This is a genomic window from Desulfothermus okinawensis JCM 13304 (assembly GCF_054654515.1).
The window spans coordinates 15,218-35,981 of record NZ_BAAIEW010000009.1; the positions used below are offsets into that span (position 1 = coordinate 15,218).

The 20,764-nt window shown below is 37.4% G+C and carries 13 protein-coding genes; 6 read left to right on the forward strand and 7 right to left on the reverse strand.

Features of this window, described 5'->3' with window-relative positions:
* Window positions 1-23: 23 nt before the first annotated feature.
* From ACYQ0O_RS04860 to ACYQ0O_RS04890, 7 genes are all read right to left on the reverse strand, one after another.
* On the reverse strand, window positions 24-1,532 hold the full coding sequence (locus tag ACYQ0O_RS04860; protein WP_459891162.1) for a glycogen synthase: 1,509 nt from the start codon (window positions 1,530-1,532) through the stop codon (window positions 24-26).
* A 48-nt stretch (window positions 1,533-1,580) separates the two neighbouring features.
* Window positions 1,581-4,136: an alpha-glucan family phosphorylase gene (gene glgP, locus ACYQ0O_RS04865; RefSeq protein WP_459891164.1), complete on the reverse strand. Its 2,556-nt coding sequence runs from the start codon at window positions 4,134-4,136 to the stop codon at window positions 1,581-1,583.
* Window positions 4,123-8,445 carry an amylo-alpha-1,6-glucosidase gene (locus ACYQ0O_RS04870; protein WP_459891166.1) on the reverse strand — a complete coding sequence of 1,441 codons (4,323 nt, stop codon included), beginning with the start codon at window positions 8,443-8,445 and terminating at the stop codon, window positions 4,123-4,125. The genes glgP and ACYQ0O_RS04870 overlap by 14 nt, the downstream gene beginning before the upstream one ends.
* 110 nt (window positions 8,446-8,555) lie before the next feature.
* Window positions 8,556-9,548 (reverse strand): calcium/sodium antiporter, encoded by a 993-nt coding sequence (locus ACYQ0O_RS04875; RefSeq protein ID WP_459891168.1) that lies wholly within the window; start codon window positions 9,546-9,548, stop codon window positions 8,556-8,558.
* 3 nt (window positions 9,549-9,551) lie between these two features.
* A complete protein-coding gene (locus ACYQ0O_RS04880) occupies window positions 9,552-9,833 on the reverse strand; it encodes a MoaD/ThiS family protein (protein ID WP_459891170.1) in 282 nt (93 codons plus the stop codon).
* Window positions 9,830-11,350 (reverse strand): uroporphyrinogen-III C-methyltransferase, encoded by a 1,521-nt coding sequence (gene cobA / locus ACYQ0O_RS04885; RefSeq protein WP_459891172.1) that lies wholly within the window; start codon window positions 11,348-11,350, stop codon window positions 9,830-9,832. The genes ACYQ0O_RS04880 and cobA overlap by 4 nt, the downstream gene beginning before the upstream one ends.
* 45 nt (window positions 11,351-11,395) lie before the next feature.
* Window positions 11,396-14,050 (reverse strand): valine--tRNA ligase, encoded by a 2,655-nt coding sequence (locus ACYQ0O_RS04890; protein ID WP_459891174.1) that lies wholly within the window; start codon window positions 14,048-14,050, stop codon window positions 11,396-11,398.
* A 163-nt stretch (window positions 14,051-14,213) separates the two neighbouring features.
* Between ACYQ0O_RS04890 and ACYQ0O_RS04895 the strand changes: the two genes are divergently transcribed.
* The 6 genes from ACYQ0O_RS04895 to ACYQ0O_RS04920 are packed head-to-tail and all read left to right on the forward strand — an operon-like array spanning window position 14,214 to window position 20,764.
* On the forward strand, window positions 14,214-15,050 hold the full coding sequence (locus ACYQ0O_RS04895; RefSeq protein WP_459891176.1) for an amidohydrolase family protein: 837 nt from the start codon (window positions 14,214-14,216) through the stop codon (window positions 15,048-15,050).
* A gap of 14 nt (window positions 15,051-15,064) precedes the next feature.
* On the forward strand, window positions 15,065-16,378 hold the full coding sequence (locus ACYQ0O_RS04900) for an HDOD domain-containing protein (RefSeq protein WP_459891177.1): 1,314 nt from the start codon (window positions 15,065-15,067) through the stop codon (window positions 16,376-16,378).
* Window positions 16,371-17,252 carry a tetratricopeptide repeat protein gene (locus ACYQ0O_RS04905; protein WP_459891179.1) on the forward strand — a complete coding sequence of 294 codons (882 nt, stop codon included), beginning with the start codon at window positions 16,371-16,373 and terminating at the stop codon, window positions 17,250-17,252. Before ACYQ0O_RS04900 ends, ACYQ0O_RS04905 begins: the two co-directional genes overlap by 8 nt.
* Before the next feature lie 2 nt (window positions 17,253-17,254).
* Window positions 17,255-18,607 carry a TrkH family potassium uptake protein gene (locus tag ACYQ0O_RS04910; protein ID WP_459891181.1) on the forward strand — a complete coding sequence of 451 codons (1,353 nt, stop codon included), beginning with the start codon at window positions 17,255-17,257 and terminating at the stop codon, window positions 18,605-18,607.
* Window positions 18,608-18,616: 9 nt separating this feature from the next.
* Complete coding sequence (locus ACYQ0O_RS04915) at window positions 18,617-19,273, forward strand: potassium channel family protein (RefSeq protein ID WP_459891183.1); 657 nt, start codon at window positions 18,617-18,619, stop codon at window positions 19,271-19,273.
* Between the two features lie 39 nt (window positions 19,274-19,312).
* A complete protein-coding gene (locus ACYQ0O_RS04920; protein ID WP_459891185.1) occupies window positions 19,313-20,764 on the forward strand; it encodes a dynamin family protein in 1,452 nt (483 codons plus the stop codon).

Below are 20,764 nucleotides of genomic sequence, written 5' to 3' on the forward strand. Positions count from 1 at the left end.
TCCAGCTCCCCAGGATGTTATAGTTATAATGGACGGTCTAGCATTTTTTCATATAGTTCTACATATTTTTTTGCGCATTCCTTATGGTTAAATTTATCTTTGGCCTCTTTCATAATCCTCATTATATTTCTGGTCTTTATCTGTTTCGGGAGATTGTAAAATTCCATTGCCCTATCTATTGCCCAGAATAGTCCATTTGAATCAAAGTACTTAAATAAAAATCCATTTCCTGTGTTGTTTAGTGGATCTAAGTGAGTAATTGTATCGTGTATTCCTCCGGTATCGTGACAAACTGGTATGGATCCATATTGGGGAGCTATCATCTGGGGTAGTCCACAGGGCTCATAAGAAGAGGGCATAAGTATAAAGTCAGAAGCAGCAAATGCCTGTCTTGATAAGGACTCATCAAAATGACATACACATACTCTGTTAAAGATTTCATGAAACTTCACAATATCTTCAAAAACTCCAAAAAAGTCACCATCAGCAACAAAGACAATCTGCAGGTGTTTATCCCAGTACTTTGATATCACCTCGTATAATATGTCAGCTAAAAGTTGACATCCCTTTTGAACAGGATCAAGCCTGGATGGCCAGAAAAATAGGGGTGCCTTATTATCTATAAGTAATCCCAATTTTTTCTGCAACTTAAGCTTATTTTCTCTTTTTCCCGACACAACATTTCTTGGAGTATAATTTTTAAAGATTGCCTTGTCTATTTTTGGATCAAAAGATGCGTCTGGGGCGTTTAATATTCCAACAGCACACCCAGCATGGTATTTGTTTGTTAATTCCCCCCGAATGTGCCACGGGATAAAATCGTGGTATCCATTGACAATTTCTTTTAAAAAGGTGGGGCTTACAGTATTTACAAAATGAGATGCAAAGATACCTGATGCAAGAAAATCAACATCTACTCTGTTCCGAATTTCTTCATAAGAAGATGGATATTCCTTGAAATATAGACAATCCCAAAATTCCACAGCATCAATACCATTGTCTTCAATCTCAGCCAATGTAGCAGTGGCTGTGTGAATATTGTGTATTGTAAATAAAGACGGCACATTTCTCTTTCTAAGATATCCAGGGATAAGTCCTGTCATCCAGTCGTTTAGGTGTACCAGATCTGGTCTGACCATAGGGATTACATGGTTTATTGCCTCCCTTTGAAAGGCAAGGGAGACCTTTAGATTTTCTGATCTATAAAATGAATATATGCTGTTTCTGTGATAAAATGCCCTATCCTGGGCAAGATGCACCCTTTGATCACAGAGATTTTCCATATAGATCTTGAGTTGTTCGTTGTATAGTGTGGACAAAGAACCCACCTGGTTTTGAAAGATTTTTCTATAATCAGGTATGAGAACGTGTACATCTACACCCATGTCAAATAGTTCTTTAATCAGCATTGCCGATACATCTGCAAGTCCACCAGCCTTTGCAGACAAATAAGAAGATAGCACTCCAGAGTTTTCAGGCAGGTATGTGACCTCTGGTGTTATTATTAAAATTTTTGGTCTATATTTCTTCATGGTTAAAGACCTTTATACTTTAAGTGTTGAACCTTGAACCACGATTTTTTATGGTCCCCAGGTTATAAAGTGTGGGGTAAATTTTAAATAATCGTCTCCACTTGGAACTACCCTTACATTAAAGCCATATCTCCCAGAAGATTTACACTTAACCCTACATTTGTATATGTAGTTTCCTCCTTCATTTTCCTGAAAAACTTCCATCCTCTCAACCCCCACCATTTCCACCTGTTCTGTGCCCTTTATCTTTCCTAGATATACCTCTACCTCTACTTCTGAAGGTTTAATCTCTCCCAGATATACTTCAGCTATAATTTCGAATTCATCTCCAACTCTAAAGTGGGAAGGTCCAAGTTTCATTGGCTGATTCACCCGGATCTCACTCCATAAATTCTTCAATCTATCCCTCTGCCTTGAAAATTCCCTTGCTTTTTCACAGTTATTTTTAGTTAGTTCAAAAAAGTTTTTAGCTGCCTTTGAATAAAACCTATCTACATATTCCTTTACCATCCTGTGGGCTGAGAAATTTATAATTCCTATTTTCATGGATTCCTTCATCATATAGACCCATTCAAAGGGAATGGAACCCCTCCTGTTTTCATAAAAAACCGGTATAATTTCTTCTTCCAGGGTGTTGTAAATGTCATGTGCCTCTACTTCGTCTTGATAATTTGGATCCCTGTATTCCTTTCCTTCTCCAATTTCCCACCCCCTATCTTCTCTGTAACCTTCGCACCACCATCCGTCCAATACACTGAAATTTAATACTCCATTAACAGCAGCCTTCATGCCAGATGTCCCACATGCTTCATAAGGCCTTCTGGGGTTGTTTAGCCATATATCCACACCCTGGACCAGATGTCTTGCTATGTTTATGTCGTAATTTTCTAAAAAGATAAACCTGTGCCTTACTTCTGGATCCCTTGCAAAGGAGATTAGTTGCTGTATAATCCTTTTCCCCTCTTCGTCCTTTGGATGTGCTTTACCAGCAAATACAAATTGCACAGGGTATTTTTTGGAGGTTATTATCTTTTTGAGCCTTTCAGGATCCTTTAAGATCAAATTTGCCCTTTTGTATGCAGTAAATCTCCTTGCAAAACCTATTGTTAAGACATTTGGGTCTAAAACTGTCTCCATTTCATCTAAAACAGATTTAGGTGAATTTCTTCTCTCATACTGTTGTCTCATCTTATACCGACAAAACCTTATTAATCTGGCCCTGCTCAGTTCCCTTGCCCTCCAGAGTTCCTCCTCGTAGATGTTATCAATTCCACTGATTATGTCTTGCTCAGATTTTTTATACCACTGGGGAGATATGTATCTCTCAAGTAATAGGTGATTTTCAATTGAAATCCACGAAGTCACATGCACTCCATTGGTAACATACCCTATTGGTACTTCCTCAACAGGCCTGTCAGGCCACACATGGTGCCACATCTTTCTGGCAACATGGCCATGGAGTTCACTGACTCCATTACAGAATTGGGAAAATCTAAGTCCAAATGTAAACATGCAGAATTTATTGCCAGGATCATACCTCCATCCCCTCTGTCCCCAGGATATTATCTCTTCAACTGGCACATTAAAGATACTGGTGTATGGTTCTAAATATGGCCTTACCATATCAACAGGAAAGGTATCATAGCCTGCTGCCACAGGTGTATGAGTAGTAAACACATTGGCCCTTGGTAAAAGTTCCATTGCATCTTTTAGGTTTAAGTTAAACTTTCGCATTATTTGGGCTAAGCGCTCAATACACACAAATGAACAATGACCCTCGTTTAAATGGCAAACAGTGGGGAATTTATCCAGTATATCTAGAAGCTTCATTCCTCCAATGCCCAACAATATCTCCTGGGCGAGCCTTACATGTGGTTCTCCTGCATACAACCTGGATGTTATGTCCCTGATTTCAGGAGAATTGTCCTTTAAGTTTGTGTCCAGTAGATACAATTCAACCCGCCCTACATCCAGCTTCCACACCCTTGCCCTGATATTTCCCATTGGAGATGGGATATCAATGTATACTTTGTTTCCTTTCTGGTCTCTTACCCTCTGGATTGGCAGATAAAAAATATCTGTTTCTGGATATTCTTCCAGCTGCCAGCCATCGTGGTTTAGAAATTGTTTAAAATAACCGTATCTATAAAAAAGTCCTATTCCAACTAAAGGTATACAGTAATCAGATGCGGCCTTTAGGTGATCACCTGCAAGAATGCCAAGCCCACCTGAAAATATTGGAATGCTCTCATGTATACCATATTCCATTGAAAAGTATGCAACAGTGGAGTCCTTGGGCATTCCAATGTCTTCTGAAAATCTTTCTGAATATACCTCTTCTTCAAATTGTTCTTTTACCTCTTTTAGCTGCATTAGAAAATTCTCATTGTGAGCGAACCTATTTAATGCATCCTGGCTTAAATAGTCACTGAACATACGTAATGGATTTTGCTCGGCTTTTTTCCATTTTTCAGGATCAATCCTTCTTACAACTTCAATTGCTTCAAGCCTCCATGACCACCATAGGTTTTGTATTAATGTTTCAACGAATTTTAAATTTTTTGGGACTGATGGATATACATGGTAAGATTTAAAATTTTTCATGGCTTGACCCCATATTTTGTTTTATTTTTAAAATTTTATTAATAACCCTATAAAGTTCGCTTTCACCCCAGGCCTGTGCAAGACATCCCCTTTGCACATGGGGAATGTCTCCATCTAATATCTCTGGTATGTGTCCCACACATCCAGAGTTGAGATAAATAGATGAGGATCCCAGTATAGCTAAATAGGTGTCTATAAGACCTTCTCCAAAAGTGATCAACATGGCTTCCATATACGATGGAAAGATCCATGTCCAGGCAGTTCCATTGTGGTATGCAGGTTTTCTCGTGGTGTCTTCATCTCCAATATATCTCCCCTGGTATGGATGATTGGGATCTCTTATAGCATGTTTTGGAATTGAAAACAAAGGAAATTTAAAATAGTTATCTGCAAGGGACCTTATCCCGCCAGGGACAAGTAAACAAGAGGTTGCATCTAATATAGACCTCTGGATTTCTCTATCTTTAATCAATCCCAGGGTTATGCACAGTAATTGATTTGGCCTCAAATGATCATCAGGCTGTGCATTTTTGGCTTCCATGAACCCTGATGTATGGAGACAATCTGATAAATATCCAAGGGATCTGTCAAAGTATAAGTCGATTATATATTTCGCTACTTTTTCCTTAAGACCCTTCCATCCTTCATATGCAGGACAAAAAATTCCATTTTTGTCGATTTTTTCAAGTAGAGTGAGACACTTATACCACAGTGCCTGGATTTCTACTGGATACCCCTCTCTAGGAGTACAGGCAGGATGGTTTGTATCCATCCAGGTAAAATGTGGAGGGCTGAAAACAAGACCAGTTTGGATGTCTACTCTTATTCCATTGGGTGTGCCACTTACATAGTTTTTTCCAATGGATAGTAATATTTCCTTAAGGGTACGATTTTTGGTCTGTTTTTTTAAAACCTCAGAACCCAATTTTTCCACTAAATCACTTAGAACCACTCCAAACCATAGGGGAGCATCTGAAGTATCCCTATTTAACGGGGTATTCCCCTTAATCAAATTTGGCAGTGTGCCATTTTCTTCGTACTCCCCAAAATATTTTAATATGGAGATGGCCATATCTTCTCTATCATCTTCCACATATGCCCTGGAAAATATAAGAGAATCCCTCCCCCAATCTAAAAACCATGGAAAACCAGCAACAACTGTTTGTACATAGTGGTCTTCAGCAACTTTATTTTTAACTGCAAATTTGTTCAGTCCATGCCTTAACCCGTCAATATAACTGTAGTCTTCTCTTATTTCCTGTATTTCATTTGTTTCAACATGCCCAGGTTCTTTGTTTATAGAGGCTGTTAATGATGCAGTTTCACCAGGGAGTAGAGGGATTTCAAAATATCCAGGGCTAAAGAGATCAGTATGGGGATCAAGTCCCCTTTCTTGTTCCAATGGTAGATAAACCATGTACTTCCATTCAGGCTGGAGTATGAATTCTCCTTTGTCCACTTTTAAAAATAATTTTGCTTCTGGATTGGGATGGAATATAAAACCGTTTTTTTGTTTAGTAACACTTTCAGGGAATTTTTTTTCAGGCCCTAGATATGCCTTGGTAACCTCGTGGTGGGACCTTGATTCTAGATCTGGCCTGAGTATCAATTTTACTTCATTTGTTTCTTCGTTTAAATCTTTTGATTCATGTCTTTTAAATTGAATAGATACCTTATTATCATCGTCAGAAAGGCTAAGGAATATTGTTATATGTGTGTGTTTCCCAAGGCCAGTTGGCACATAAAAATCCCATTTCGCATGATTTTCATAGTCAAAGGTAAATTTCTGGATAAAATCTTTACTTATCTCCTCTGAATATCCTTGATGAACCAACCAAGCCCTTAGCCTTGTAAACATCACATATCTATCATCTAAATAATCTGGATTGAGGTTGCCAGAGAGGAGCGCATTGTATTTTGTCTCAAGTTGTCCCCACCATACAGGTACATAGGACAATGTACCCTTTTTGTTTGATGCAAGATAAGTAAAACACCTCTTTAATATTTCACTTCTTGTAAAAGTAGTTTTTATATTTATATTTGAAAAATCTGTTAAAAATAATATTGATGTCTTTCTTTCCAATATATTCTGAGAATAGGCACTATCACGGTTAGTTTCACTATTTTTATACACAGATATAAAAAGATCAAAAATTTTGTGGTTTTTTGTTTTTACATTGGGACAATATAATATAAAATAATTCCCTTTATTATCTCTTATGGATATATCGCTAAATATTATTTTTTTACCATCTTTTAATTTTAATCTAAAGGGATATTTGTTCCTAAATAAAACAACATGTTTTGGAGGTACCATTACCATTCTATTTATATCTTCAGGGAAAGTCCATTTGACCACCATGTTTTTGGGATTTGAATTATATTTTAAGTAGTTGTATGTATCATCTAAAAGCAATTGTAATTCCTTTTCCCCGTCTATATCTAGATGTTTTATACCTTTAAAATAAGAAATAAATCTATATAATTTCTCTTTAGCCTTTTGTCTTGTGCATATGTCAGGTGTAACCATATTTTTTGAGTAAAAATTATCCACTTCCATTAAGTCCATTTTATTTGGAGTTAGACATAAGACCTCTCCTGGTTGGAGCAATACTTCCCAAAATCCATCCCTGGATGAGAATTTGATTTCCTTTCCAGAGATCAAGTCGTAATGAAGGTCGTAAGATATGGACTCATCCATAAAAGATGCAATATTTTCTTTTTCACAGTTCAAATTTACCAATACAATTAAATAGGTTGATAAATCTTTTGTCCTCCTTATTGCCACAACAGACTCATCCCCTTTTTGTACGGGAAAGGAAATGGTTGTTCCAGGGAAAAAGGTCTTATTTATTTTTAAAATGGTATTTAATTTTTTTATAAATTTTACCTGATTTTCAGGACTACCCCAGTTTAAGGATGTTATTTCATGGACATTTATTTTTTCATCTGCAAACCATTCCACCCCACATGCAAATCCAAAACCTCCGCAGTGGGAGAGTAAGGCGCAAAGTCCAGTTCTCATCTTGGCATAAGTCTTTGAGATTGAGGCAAGTCTGTTATTGTCGTGGGTTTCGCAAAAATGTATCATAAGCCCTTCTTGTGAGGAGACTCTGTTTGAAAATTCAACATATGGAATTATTTGTTCTTTGGTGTAGTTTTGAAACAGTTCTGAATATGCCCAGTCATAAGTGGAGTTTAAAAGATTTAGAGTTATATTTATGTCTCCACCTAGCCCTTCTAAAAAGAATATGGTATCTGGAAACGACTCCCTTACCTTTGATATAATGTATTCCCATACTTCAAATGGGATCATATATCCAGCATCTCCCCTAAATCCATCTACACCCCTATCACACCATTTTAAGAACACATCTGCCATGTATTTCCACAAATCCTTGTTGCTGTAATCCAGCTTTGTTAAGTCTTCCCATCTAACACCCCATACTTCAGGGACTTCTATTTCTCCCCCTTGCTTTCTCTTTAACCATTCTGGATGTACGTCATGAATAACAGATCCCCATCCCGTATGGTTTATGGGAATATCCAATATTACATAAGCATCCCTTTTGTGTATTTCAGATGCCAGTTCAATAAATTGTTCAATGGGAGTCTTTTTGGGGTCAAACTGGGCCAGTTCAGGATCCACACTATAGAAATCTTGTACAGCATAAGGACTGCCAAAACGCCCCATCCTGCCAAAGGTGGTTGGTACAGGAAAGATTGGAAGCAATTGGATGTACCTACATCCAAGATCATACACAATGAAGTCCAACTCTTCTATTAAATCTCTGAAGGTTCCAGACGGAGGTATTACATGGAATCCAGCCCTATCTAAGGGAGTGAGGTCAAATTTTTCCATCCATTTGCTACTATGTTTGGATGGTCCAAAGAGCCTTACAAATGCATTATAGATTATATTGGCACCACATGAGATGGCTGGTTTCACATTTATGTGGGTATTTCCTCCAACTGGCCACATGGGACCCTTATTATTTTCAGGTAAAATATAGCATTTTGCCTCAAAGTGTCCAACTTCAAATAGGGGAAGTGTTACTTCAAATGTGTTTTTATCTATTTTTTTCATTTTTATGTCATACCAGTCCAGGTGGAATTTTACCTCATCTTTTTCAACTTTTTTGATTATTTCCCGATGCATTATCTTACTGTGTCCTAGATTGGTCCTAACATAGCCCTCACCAGTGATATCTCCCCTCACCTCAAGCCTAAATTTAACAGTATCTCCGGAAAATTTGCACAATTTTTGGTCTGGTGCTGGGGTTTGAATTAGATTTTCTGAAACAACCATATGGTATTTCCTTATATTATTTTTTATTATCCTAAGTTTATCCAAATTTGGGATAATGGTGTAATACTACACTTTTTTTTAACTTGTTTCAATAGTTGTGAATATTATTTTTACTTATATTGAATCAAAACATATGCTAAATAGATAAGGATCAAAAATCCCCCCTGCCACCTTGGAAAAGATTTTTTATGTTTGTTTATTGAAATAAATATTCTAAAAGAATAGAGGATGAGGATCATTGCAGGAAAGTGTAAGTGGAAAAAGTTCTGTGGGATACTCAAGGGAGTGGCCAGGGCAGAAGCCCCAATTACAAACAAACAATTTAGCACATCAGCGCCAACTATATTGCCAACCATAATTTCTGGGTGGCCTTTTTTGGCAGCAGTTATTGCTGTCATAAATTCTGGTAGTGATGTACCAAATGCAACCATCGTAGCAGCTATGACATCTTCTGGAACACCAAGTCGCCTTGCCAATTCTTGAGCTGAGATTATCAAAAGTTTTGAGCTGACGACCACAAAAAAAAGTCCAATTACTACCTTTAATGATGCCTTTATGTGCGATGTTGCATTTTCCTGTTTTGTTTGTATAAAACTACTTTTTTTTGACCATTTGTATGTAAGATAGAGGTAAAAGATGAGTAAGGCCATAAAAAGGACGCCCACCCACCTGTCTAATATAGGCCTGTGGAATACATATTTTTGTACAAGTGCTATTATTACAAGGAAAGTGGCAGAGAGTACCTGAACCCAGCCAGTTCTATTTAATATAAACCTATCAATTGGGACATTAAAAAACAGACAGGATCCCCCTAAAATAAGGCCTGTATCCACAATAATAGAGCCAACTCCATTTCCCAATGCAAGCCCTGGATTGTTAGACCAGGCAGCCATTACAGAAACAAATGCTTCAGGCAACGTAGTTCCAACAGATACCACAGTGGCACCAATAACAAGGGGGGAGAGATTCAGTGCCCTGGCAAGGTCCACTGCACCATCTATTGCAATGTCTGCCCCCTTTGTTAAGAAAAATATAAAAAGGGCCACTAAAAGTAATAGATAAACAGATGAAATTGAAGTTATAATGTGGATGTAAGATTCCATCAATTAGTTCTTCAGCTTCTTTATGCCAAGTAAAAACCTATAAGGACCTGGGACTCCCCTGGGAATTAGGCCAATCCTGTCACCTTTTTTCAGCTTGCTTGATATTGGTTTTACCTCTCCATTTATGAAAACCCCTTCAATATCATCTAGTTTAAGTCCCAGGGTGGAAATAACGTCCTTGACACTACTTTTATCAGGAATGTCCATGGAGAGATTCACAGCTGCTCCATGTAGTTTTTTTAGCTGAAAAAATAAATTACCAAAGCCACTTACAGTTATTTTCATGAATTTTCCCTGACAAATTCCAGGATTTCTTTTACAAGGTCCTTGATTGTATATGAATTGGGCATAATGTGGGATTTAAATCCATATCTTTTCAATGTCTTTGCCGTAATTGGTCCAATACATGCGAATTTTATTTTTTGTGCATATTGAGATACAACCTCAGGTGGAATCAATTTAAAAAAGTTATTTACAGTTGAAGAACTGGTAAATGTTATAAAGTCTATTTTATTATTTTTGATCTTTTCATAAATTGTTTCTGTATTTACATCCCCGACTACTGTTTTATATACTGGCACAACTACTACATTTGCTCCAGATTTTTTCAATTCATCTATAAGTACTTCCCTTGCTTCTTGTGCCCTTGGAATAAATATATTTTTCCCTTTTATATTGTATTTTTGTAGCTCAGATACTACACCTTCTGCAATATATTTTTCAGGCACTATATCTGCAATTAATCCAAAATCTCTTAGTCTTTTTGCAGTACCTGGTCCAATGGCCGCTATTTTTGCTTTGCATAGGGACCTTGAATCCATTTTTCTTTCAAATAATTTCTTAAAGAAGAAATCTACTCCATTTACAGATGTAAAAACAATGAAATCATAGTTGTGTAGTCTATCCAATTCACTGAATAGAGTGGAATAATCGTCTAATTCTTTTATTTTTATTGTTGGGAATTGGATACAACATGCTCCATATCCCCTGAGAAGACCACTTAGCTCACTGGCCTGGGCCCTGGATCTAGTTATAACTATGTTTTTTCCAAGAAGTGGCTTTTTTTCAAACCAGGAGAGTTTGTCCTTTAGGCTTACAACATCTCCTACAACAAGTAGGGCAGGTGGCTTTATATTTGCCTTTTTTGCATCCCTGGCGATGTTTTCAAGGGTTGATACAAGGCTTTTTTGTCTACATGTGGTTCCCCATCTAATTAGAGCTGCTTTAGTATGTTTGGGGAGTCCCGCATCAATTAAGTTTTTTGTTATATTGGGGAGATTTTTTACCCCCATAAAAAATACCAGAGTGGATGCTGAACGGGCAAGTTTGTCCCATTCTATGACTGAAGTTTCTTTGGTGTTTGCTTCATGTCCAGTGACAAAGGTCACAGATGAAGAAAAATTTCTGTGAGTTAGGGGAATCCCTGTATATGCTGTTGCAGCAATACCAGAAGTGACCCCTGGAACAACTTCAAAATTTATTCCCCTATCAACCAGGAACTCTGCTTCTTCCCCCCCCCGTCCAAACATATAAGGATCGCCTCCTTTGAGACGAACCACAATATCATATTTGCTGGCCAGTTCAACAAGGAGGCTATTTATTTCATCTTGAGATAAGGTGTGATCTCCACCTTTTTTCCCAGCATAAATAACTTTACATTCCTTATTTATCCACTCTAAAAATACTTCATTTGCCAAAAAGTCATAAACAATCACATCTGCTTTTGCTATTATTTCCCTGGCCTTAATGGTATAAAGCCCGGGATCTCCCGGGCCTGCTCCAACTAGATATACCTTTCCCATATATTTCCCTTACTTATTTAAAGTTCGATGTTAAAACACCATAGACTAGATAAAGGATTTGATTTTTTCTATCAAAGATTCAATTTTATTAAGTTCAACCATAAGATCATCTTTCTTCTTTTTTTCCTTCTCTACGATCTCTTTAGGTGCTTTTTCTAAAAAATTTTTATTGGCTAGTTTGTTTTCCACTTTGTTTAGTTCTTTTTTGATTTTTTCTTTATTTTTTACAAGGCGCTCCAGTTCTTTTTGAAAGTCTATTACACCTTCAAGTGGTACATAGAATTCACACCCCTCACACACAAAACTGGCACATCCCTTTGGGATGTGGGGCTCTTTGGAAATTTCAAATTGCTTGATCCTTGCAAGCTGTGATATCACCTCTTTGTTTTGTTCTAAAAATTCAATGTGTTCATCATCTACCTTGGCTATAACATCCACCTGCATCCCTGGATTGAGATCAAATTCTCCTTTTATATTTCTTACACCAACAACCACTCCCTGGAAAAATTCCATATCCCTATCAAGGGAACTATCTTCCCAGCCAGGCCTATATTCTGGGAATCTTACCTTGCTAAGGTCTTTTTCCCCTGTCCCTGGCAGGAGAGTATAAATATGCTGGGTAATAAATGGTATAAATGGATGCAAAAGTATAAGTAATTCTGAAAATACCTTAATGAGACAATTTCTGGCCCTTTTATTTGTGAGTTTATTATCTGAGTATAATTCTTTTTTAATCATCTCCAGATACCAGTCACAGAAGGTATGCCAGAAAAATTGATATAGGGCCTGGGCACTTTCATTGAAATAATAGCCTTCCAGTGTTCTTTCCACTTCCTTTTTTAGTCCTTCCAGGGCGTGGAGGATATATCTGTGGGCAAAGCTCAAATTTTTGGGATCAACATCATCTATGTCCACGGAATCATCAGCATTCATTAATACAAACCTTCCAGCATTCCATATTTTATTTATAAAATGTTTGTATCCTTCAATCCTGGCTTCTGAAAGCTTTATGTCACGGCCCATTGCAGCAAATGCAGTTAAAGTGAACCTAAGGGCATCAGCCCCATACTTTGCAATCATATCCAGGGGATCGATTACATTACCTGTGGATTTGGACATCTTCTTTCCATGCTCATCCCGAACCAGGGCATGGATATATACATGTCTAAATGGAACTTCATTCATAAAATGGATGCCCATCATCATCATCCTGGCAACCCAGAAAAATATTATATCAAATCCAGTAACAAGCAGGGATGTGGGATAGTATACCTCCAGCTCTTTTGTCTTATCTGGCCATCCAAGCGTGGAAAATGGCCAGAGTGCAGAGGAAAACCAGGTATCCAGTACATCTTCTTCCTGGACAATGTCCCTGGAGCCACATCCTGGACATGTTTTTAGATCTTCTGTTGATACACTCAGCTTTCCACATTGATTGCATGTCCAGGCAGGTATCCTGTGTCCCCACCATATTTGACGGGAGATACACCAATCCCTGATATTATCCAGCCACTCAAAATAAGTCTTTGTCCATGACTCAGGAAAGAACTTTGTGTTTCCCTCTAAAACCGCCTGTTTTGCTGGCCTGGCCAGGGGTTTTGTCTTAACAAACCACTGTTTTGATACAAGTGGCTCGATCACTGTCTTACACCTATAACAATGACCAACACTGTGGGTAATCTCTTCAATCTTTTCAAGTAGTCCCTGATTCTTTAACTCTTCAACTACCTTTTTTCTGCATTCAAACCTATCAAGCCCTTTAAACTTGTCTCCTGCATCCTCTGTCATATATCCATTTTCATCTATAACCCTGACAAGCTCAAGTCCATGTTTTCTTCCAAGCTCAAAGTCATTTGGATCGTGTCCTGGGGTCACCTTAAGACATCCTGTACCAAATTCCATATCAACATAACTGTCAGAAATTATAGGTATAATCCTGTCAGTTAAAGGGAGTTTTACCTTTTTGCCTATTAATTTTTTATATCTTTCATCCTGTGGGTTTACACATACAGCAGTATCACCAAGCATTGTCTCAGGACGGGTGGTGGCAACTACTACATTTCCTTCACCAGATTCCAGGGGATACTTAATATAATAGAGGTGTCCCTGTTTTTCTTCGTGTTCCACTTCTAGATCAGCAAGTGCAGTATGACATCTGGGGCACCAGTTTATCATATAGTCGCCTTTGTATATGAGTCCTTCATTGTAGAGTCTCACAAAGACCTCTCGAACGGCCTTTGACAGACCTTCATCCATTGTGAATCTCAGTCTACTCCAGTCAACTGAGGCGCCCAAGCACTTTATTTGATTTAAAATCTTACCACCATATTCTTCTTTCCACTGCCACACCCTTTCAATAAATTTTTCCCTGCCCAGGTCTTCTCTCGTTAGTCCTTCTCTGGCAATTGCCCGCTCAACCACATTTTGAGTGGCTATTCCAGCATGGTCTGTACCTGGCACCCAGAGAACATTGTATCCTTTTTGTCTTTTGTATCTACACATTATATCCTGAAGGGTGATATTGAGTGCATGACCCATGTGCAGGGTGCCTGTTACATTTGGAGGGGGAATAACTATTGAAAAAACATTTCCTTCTTTGTGTGGATCTGCCATATATGTGTTTTCTTTTTCCCACCTCTCTATCCATTCTTTCTCAATGGTATCTGGTTCATATCCTTTGTCTAATGGTTTCATTTGCATAGTTGTTGACTCCACTTTCTATTTTTTTGTTACTAGATTTTTTATAGACAAGTTACAATTATTTAATTAAAAAGCTCAGCATAAGCCATGTAAAATTTCTGGATTTTACTGTTGAAGATAGACTATAAATAACACCACATGGACTTTGTCAAGGGAGTTTAACATGATAATAGATGCCCATGTACACATATGTCCAGGAGAAGTGAGGGAAAACAGAGAGAAGTTCTTAGATGGTGAGCCAGAATTTGCTGCCATATACAAGGATCCAAAGGCCAAATTAGTTGGTGCAAGAGAACTTATAAAAAAAATGGATGAAGAGGGGGTGGACAAATCTGTTGTCTTTGGATTCCCTTGGAGAAAAGAAGAAAATTTTAAATTAAATAACGATTATGTGTTGGAGTGTGCAAATAAGTATCCAGATAGGTTGATTCCATTTTGCTGTTTTAGTTTGGATAATCCTCTTTTTGAAAAGGAGATAGACAGGTGTTTTAGCAGTGGTGCCAGGGGGATTGGTGAGATAGCATTCTATACCAGAGACATAGAAACAGAAGAAAGAAAAATTTTATCGACTGTGGCAGCAGCATGTGAAGAAAAAGATGCTCCTGTACTGCTCCACACAAATGAAGAAGTTGGACATTTCTATCTTGGAAAAAGTCCCATGACCTTAAAGAACCTTTATTTGCTCATAAAGGAAAATCCCAACACAAAGTGGATTTTAGCACATCTTGGCGGTGGACTTCCTTTTTTTGCTTATCTTAAAAAGGAAGTAAAAGAAGTCCTTAAAAATTGTTGGTTTGACACAGCAGCCATGGTATTTTTATATAGGCCTGAAGCGCTATATTGCATGATGAATGCTGTATCTTCGGACAAGATTATTTTAGGCTCTGATTTCCCACTTCTTCCCCCATCTAGATATATTAAAGAATTTGAAAAGATCCCCCTCGGGCCTGACACCAGAAAAAAGATTTTGGGGGAAAATTTTCTAAATCTCATTAATTGATGGAGTATAATCTTATGAAAAAGATAAAGATTGGAGATAAGAGTGTTAGTATGGTTCCTCCTGGCAACATGGTGGTATCAAAGGGATCACCCCAGATACTGGCAGCCACCCTGGGTTCATGTGTGGGTTTGGCTATGTTTGATAAGACTAATAAAATAGGTGGATTAATACACGTGGTCCTTCCGAGGTCTTTGTCTAAATCACAAGAAGTTGCTTCCCTTTGTGCTGAAAATGCAGTGGATCTTTTGCTCAATGAGATGGTGAGACAGGGGGCAAATAAAGAGTCCATTGTGGCAGGACTTTGTGGTGGATTTAATATGAATGTTCCAATGCTGGATGAGGCTGCTATAGAGTCCGTAAAGATAATAAAAAATAATTTAAAAGAAGAAGGAATTCCAATTACCTATCTTGAACCAATAGAACATTTAAGAAGGTCTTTTGTATTGGATTTAACCAAATGTACTTTTGCATGTAAGGACCTTATTTTTGATCAAATAAAGGATACTAAGGACAGTGTATTAGATGATAAAATAGAAGATATATTGTATAAGGTAAAGCCTATTCCAGCTGTTATATTAAAGGTCATTGATTTGATCTCAAGGGAAGTATATCAGGTTACAGAAATTGTTGAAGAACTAAAAAAAGATGAGGTGATGACCGCCAGGTTGTTAAAGTTTTGTAACTCTCCAATATTTTCTCCAGTAAAAAAAGTAGACTCAATAGAAAAGGCAGTTATATTTTTGGGAAGCAGGAACTTGCTTAATATAATTTTGTCAGTGTATATGGAAGATTTTTTCAGTGATTGTCCTGGATACAGCTTGAATCCAAAGGGCATGTACAATCATGTTCTAGCAGTTGCAATTATATCACAAAAAATATGTGAACTACTGGATCTTCCAAAAGATGTTGGATATACCTGTGGTCTTCTCCATGATATAGGTAAAAGGGTGCTGGAATTTTTTGTGTGTAATAACAAGAGAAGGTATTACAAAGAGCTTATGAAGGGAATCCCCTCTATAGTTGTAGAAAAGAACTTATTTGGGTATGATCACGTTGAAATTGGAACTATTCTGGGAGAAAAATGGAATTTTCCCAAAAATATTTTAGATACCATTAAATATCACCATGAAGTTACCCATGATATGAATCCCCTGATAAGGGTTATATATATAGCCAATATACTTGCACATCACCTGTTACCTGAATTTGTCATTGGAAATAGTTGTGTGAAAAATTTTGAAGAGATAATAAATAGTCTCAATCTAAATTATACCCATCTAAATGGTATAATTGAAACCATTCCATATAAGACCTTTACAGATGAATAAACATATTCAATTTTACCTTTTTATGATTTTTGTGTTGTTTGTTTCTGGTGTTTATTTTGTGTCTGCATCATGTGCACGTTCATTTGACCTGGAGCTACTCAAAAAGGGTGCAATGAAGGGTAGGGATGTTGACGAATATTTATACGGTAGAGAACTGGTGCTGGGTGAATATCCCGTGGAAAAAAAAATGGAAGGGATACGCTATTTAAAAAAATCAGCAATAAAGGGATATGCACCAGCAATAATCTTTCTAGCCCAGATGTATGAAAAGGGGATTGATGGTATAAAGAAAGATTTTGTAGAGTCATATAGGTGGTATAAAAAAGGGGAAGAAATAGGTCTGGAGGTAGCTAAAATAAAACTTGCTCCCCTACATAGATCAGAGGATAGTAATAAAGATTTTCGCCTTTTTGGAATTGTCTTAAAAGGTGCCAGGAGATTTGCCCTAAGTTATGTTTTGCAAAAAAATGGTGCTCAACCAATCAGAATAGACACAGGTTCCTTTTGCGATATTTTTAGCTCTGAGAAGTTGTTACAGGGCACTGATAAAATGCAGGTTTGTTACAGCCCTGATGGAGAATTTGCCTTACTTGAGTATAGATATCCCCCAAAAGGTGTTGGATATGATAGATTGTTAACTCTCTGGCTTGAAAAACTCAAAAAAAAATATGGTAATCCAAAAGAAATCAGGATAAACAATCTAATTGATAGATATGTCTGGGAAAAACAGGGGATTTTGATTTATTTTTGGATGGAACCAAAGACCAATACATGTTTTTTGAGGTATGTGGACCCCGCAAAGTACAAGGAGTTATATAAGTTATATCTCTCCAAAAAGATGAGAGAAAAACTTTCTACCATAGAATTTTTCTAACCATGAAAATAAATTTTAAATTATCACCCTATGCCTATCCCATTATATTTTTTGCCCTGGTAATCTTTATTGGGGCTTTTTTATTGCATATGGATTTTAGCGTAAGAAATGGCCATATTGCATGGATAGATGCCCTTTTTACTGCCACCTCTGCCACCTGTGTAACTGGACTTGTAGTTGTGGATACAGGTACTTTTTATACCAGGATAGGCCAGACCATAATTTTGAGTTTAATCCAGATAGGTGGCCTGGGCATCATGACCATAACTTCCCTTATTTTTTATCTTTGGAGTAGAAGGATTTCCCTAACAGACAGGATAGCTGTAGGACAGGGGCTGCTCCACGACCCAACATTTTCATTGGGTAGTTTTTTAATTAGAGTAGTTGTTATGACCTTTTCAATTGAAGGTATTGGTTCTGTTTTGTTGTATTTGCACCTTAAAGGGAAAATGGAGTACTTCTCAGCCCTTTTCCATTCAATCTCAGCCTTTTGCAATGCAGGTTTTTCCCTGTACTCAGATAGCCTTATGCAGTTTAAAGGCGACATTGGAGTGAATCTTGTTATAATGTCCTTAATCATATTGGGAGGCCTTGGTTTTTCTGTGCTCCAGGAACTCTATTCCTATATACCTATTAGACTTAAGGGGAAAAGGATGAGGCTTAGCTGGCATACAAGGGTTGTTATATCTACAACTATTTTTTTGATTTTTGGAGGTGCCCTGTTTATCTTTCTGGCAGAATATTTCAGTCACAATCTTCCTTCTTCCTATGTGGAGAGGATATTACTCCCGCTTTTTCAATCTGTCACCTGTAGGACTGCTGGATTTAACACAGCTGATATATCACACCTCACCAATGTCTCCCTATTTATAATGGTTATGCTCATGTTTATAGGTGGTGCACCTGGATCTTGTGCAGGTGGGATAAAGGTTACCACATTTAGAACAATTGCTGCCTATGCCAAATCTCAGATATTTATTAAAGGTAAGCAGGCAGTTATTGGGAATTTTGCAGTAAAAGAAGAAGACTTAAATAAGGCAATTGTTTTGTTTATATTTTCAACAGGCTTAATCTTAATAGCAGTTATGTTGCTAAATATATCAGAAGGGGGAGATGTGTCCCATGTTTATGCAAGGGGACTTTTTTTAGATGTTTTGTTTGAGGTGACTTCAGCATTTGGCACGGTGGGGCTTTCAACTGGCTTAACCTCTCATTTAAGTTTTTTAGGCAAGTTGATTATAATTTGCCTTATGTTTATTGGTCGATTAGGTCCAATTTTGTTTTTGTCATTTGTTCAACATATTCAAGACGAACCCAGATTTTCCTGGCCTGAAGAAAATCTATTAATAGGCTAAGGAGATGTTATGGCAAAGAATTTATTCATTGGAGTTATTGGACTTGGGAAATTTGGAATTGCCCTGGGCAAGACCCTGATTAATATGGGATATGATGTATTGGGAGTAGATAGGGATGAGGAAGCAGTTAAAAGGGCCCAATCTATCTTTACCCAGGTATATAGGGCAGATGTCCAGGACAAAAAGGTCCTTGAACAACTGGGTTTTAAAGATGTGACCCATGCAGTGGTAAGTGTTGGATCTTCCATATCCACTAGTACCATGGTGTCCTTTTATTTAAAAGAGATTGGGGTGGACCAGGTGTGGGTTAAGGCAATAAATGAAGATCATGAAAAGCTCCTAAAAAAAATTGGGGTAGATTATGTGGTGATCCCGGAGAGGGCTGCTGCCCAGGAACTGGCACTTAGAATGGCCCTACCAGGATTTCTGGAGATACTACCATTTGGTGAAAATGTTGTAATTCAGGAAAAAGTTGTGGATAAATGGGATGGAAAGACACTAAGGGACCTGGATCTTGCCAATAAATTCCATATTCAGGTAATAGCCATAAGGCAGGAGGAAAAGGGAAAATATAAGTTTGTACCAAAGGGTAGCGATATCTTGAAAAAAGGGGACACATTGGTGATTATTGGGGAGATGGAAAATTTACTTAAGGTAAATTCCTAACCCAGGTTTATTAAAATGAATTTTCCAGGAGCGGGATAGATGCTTAATTTTTTTAGAAACAAATCAAGAACAGGCCCTAGGGTAGATAAAGATATAAGGGAACACCTTGAGCGTGAAAATCCAGTGCTAAAGGAAGTTGTTGATGGCTTTTTTCAACTGGACTTCCTGCTCCACTCAATTGGATATTTGAAAAAATCAGAGAGTCTCACCAAAAAGATGTCTTGGTGGCCTGTTATCTCCATCTTGGGGACATACTCAGCCGGGAAGTCGTCCTTTATAAATTATTATCTGGACTATCCAATTCAGGAAACAGGGGTACAGGCTGTTGACGATAAGTTCACGGTGATTTGTTATTCAGCAGAAAAAGAGGTGAGGACTTTGCCGGGATTTGCACTGGATTCAGATCCAAGATTTCCATTTTATAAAATAAGCAAGGCAATTGATGAGGTCTCACCTGGAGAAGGTGCATATCTTGACTCTTATCTCCAGTTAAAGACCTGTCCAAGTGATAAGATAAAGGGAAAAATATTTATTGATTCCCCGGGGTTTGATGCAGACGAGAAAAGGGCTTCAATTCTAAGGATTACGGACCGTATAATCGACCTTTCTGATTTAGTATTAATATTTTTTGACGCAAGGCACCCTGAGCCAGGTTCCATGAAGGATACCCTGGAGCACCTTGTAAAAAACACAGTAAAGAGAAGGGATTCTAATAAATTTTTGTATATCTTAAATCAAATAGATGTCACAGCAAAAGAGGATAATTTAGAAGCAGTTTTTGCCTCATGGCAGAGGGCGCTTGTGAGATATGGGGTTAGTGCAGGAAGGTATTTTTGTATTTATAATCCAATTGCATGTAATGTAATAGAGGACCCTGAAACCAGGAAGAGATATGAGAGAAAAAGGGATCAGGATCTAAATCTTATTTCAAAACGCATTGAAGATGTAAAAATAGAGAGAACCTATCGATTAATAGGTCTTTTAAAAGACCATGTGAAGAAACTTCAGAATATAATTTTGCCCAATATATATACATTTAGGGAAAAGTTAAAAAAATATACACTGATTTTAGATTCTATTTCTTTTGGCATAATCATTTTAGCTATCCACATGGGACATTCAATATTTACAGAAACAGGATCCTTCCAGTTTTGGATAGGTATTATTAAGGGAATATTTACATCTCTTACTGGTTTTATAGGATTTTTATTTTTTTTGGTTGCATTATTTTGTGTCCACTCTGTCCTTAAAAAGAAAATTGGGGATGTCCTTGCAAAAAGATTAATAGAGGATTTTCCTGAAGAGGAAAGGGAAAGGTATTTGAACTGTTTTCTAAAAAATGGTAAATGGTATGCACCAATTTTTAGAAAATATCCCACTGGCTGGAGTGAAAGATTAGCCACTAGCCTCAAGAAATTAAATTCAGATGTAAATATTTTTATCCAGAAATTAAATCAAGAATACACAGATCCCTCTGGAAAAAATTTATAA